At 41.8% G+C, this 1,965-nt stretch carries 1 protein-coding gene; it reads left to right on the top strand.

Translation table 11 applies throughout. The annotated features are described in order from the left end of the window. The first annotated feature begins 336 nt into the window (after window positions 1-336). On the top strand, window positions 337-1,851 hold the full coding sequence (locus tag F9U64_RS22490; protein ID WP_153407132.1) for an IS1182 family transposase: 1,515 nt from the start codon (window positions 337-339) through the stop codon (window positions 1,849-1,851). Window positions 1,852-1,965: the final 114 nt, after the last annotated feature.

Below are 1,965 nucleotides of genomic sequence, written 5' to 3'. Positions count from 1 at the left end.
CTGTTCGAGGCCACTGAAAAACCCCTCCATATTTTAGGCGGTGGATAGAACAGACTTCCTTCCCGCTCTTAAGCAAGTGGGTGCGGAATGATCGCTCCGATGGAACACTTCGCGTCTAGTGGGGACGGCTTCAGCCTCCTCGGAAAGCAAAGCCCGCTTTCCTGCGGGGTCTTCAGACACGTCCAGGTTCCACTAGAGTCTTCGTGTTCCCCTCCGCTAAGAGGAGGAGGTCTGCATTTTATATTATTAAGCACCCGAATGCTCTCCTATGTATTCTGTTCCTCTCTCATTTCTAGTATAATAAAGAGAACGAAAAAAATAGAAATGGTGATGAATATGATCGAAAGACAATCCTCCTTTATTTTAAGTCCTTATATGGAACTCTATGACAAACTGATACCTAAGGATCACTTTTTGCGACGGATGAGTGACCTCGTAGATTTTTCCTTTATTGAGGAGGCATTACATCACCGATATTGTAATAATAATGGACGCAATGCCGTCCATCCTGTTCGTATGTTTAAATATTTACTCTTAAAACAAATCCATAACTTATCCGATGTGGACGTGGTGGAACGATCCCGAACGGATTTAGCTTATAAATATTTTCTGGGAATGGCACCAGAAGAGGATGTTATTCACCCCAGTTCGTTAACGAAGTTTCGAAAGTTACGGATCGAACCACCGAAAAAGGAAGAAGGAGAAGAGAATTCACCAGAAGAATCCGGGTCAAATCTATTAGATTTGCTTATTCAACAATCCGTGGAAATCGCCATTGAAAATGGGGTGATCGAGGATGATACGATTATCGTTGATGCGACCCACTCTTCCTCTCGTTATTGTGCGAAATCCGCCGATGAATTCTTGAAAGAAAAGGCGAAATTGTTACGAAAGACAGTCTACCAATTTAATGAAGGGATGAAAGAAAAGTTCCCAGAAAAGCCCACTCTGGATGATGTAAAGGAAACGCGTGCTTATTGCGAGGCGTTGTTAAAAACGATTCAAGAGGAAACCTCGATCAAGGCATTACCAGCTGTCCAAGAGAAGTGCAATCTATTAGAAGAAGTGCTTGCCGATTGCGAAGAAGCCGACATCCAATCAGAAGATCCGGATGCCCGAATCGGCCATAAATCCCAAGACCATGCTTTTTTTGGATACAAAACCCATCTAGCGTTATCGATAAACCGCATTATTACCGCACATACAGTAACCACAGGCGAAAAGAATGATGGAAAGTATTTACCGACACTTGTCCAAAAGTCGAGATCTGCGGGAATAAAGGTGAATACGGTCATCGGCGATCGCGCTTATTCAGGAACAGAGAATTTGAAATATGCGGATAGCGAAGAAGGGAATTTTCAACTTGTTTCCAGGCTTCATCCCGTCATTACGAACGGAAAAGAACAAGAAAAAGGATTTGTCTTTAACAAAGATGCCGACACCTATGCCTGTCCAGCTGGTCATTTATCTACGAAAAAGAAAATCAAAAAACGTAAAGAAGGCGATAATCGAAATACCCAATTAAGCTATTATTTTGATGTAAAAAAATGCCAAGTTTGTCCATTACAAGAAGGGTGTTATAAAGGAACAAAAACAAAGAGTTATTCGCTAACACTCAAATCGACCACCCATCTAAAACAGGAAGCTTTTCAGGAAACGGAGCTTTTCCAGACACTGGCACGAGAGCGTTATATGATTGAAGCCAAAAATAGCGAATTAAAGAATCGACACGGGTACGATAAAGCCACGAACTCGGGTTTATTTGGCATGTGCCTCCAAAGTGCAGCCACCATATTTGTGGTCAACCTCAAAAGGATCGTGAAGCTAATCGATGAAAAATCAAAGAAATAAGGACAATAATAGAGGGGATTTCCATCCAATTAGATGGAAATCCCCTCTATTTTTATTAAACTCTACTTTGTCTCATGATGCGGCTAAAAAAAGGAACACTTTTTCAGTGGCCTC

This window comes from Gracilibacillus oryzae, from assembly GCF_009498735.1.
Classification (GTDB): Bacteria; Bacillota; Bacilli; order Bacillales; family Amphibacillaceae; genus Gracilibacillus; species Gracilibacillus oryzae.
The sequence above is the reverse complement of the archived record's forward strand: the minus strand, read 5'-3'. Positions and strand labels throughout refer to the sequence as shown.

Bases quoted from the DNA above. Each gene is read 5' to 3' on its own strand.
- F9U64_RS22490 (WP_153407132.1), top strand. From the start codon at position 337: ATGATCGAAAGACAATCCTCCTTTATTTTAAGTCCTTATATGGAACTC.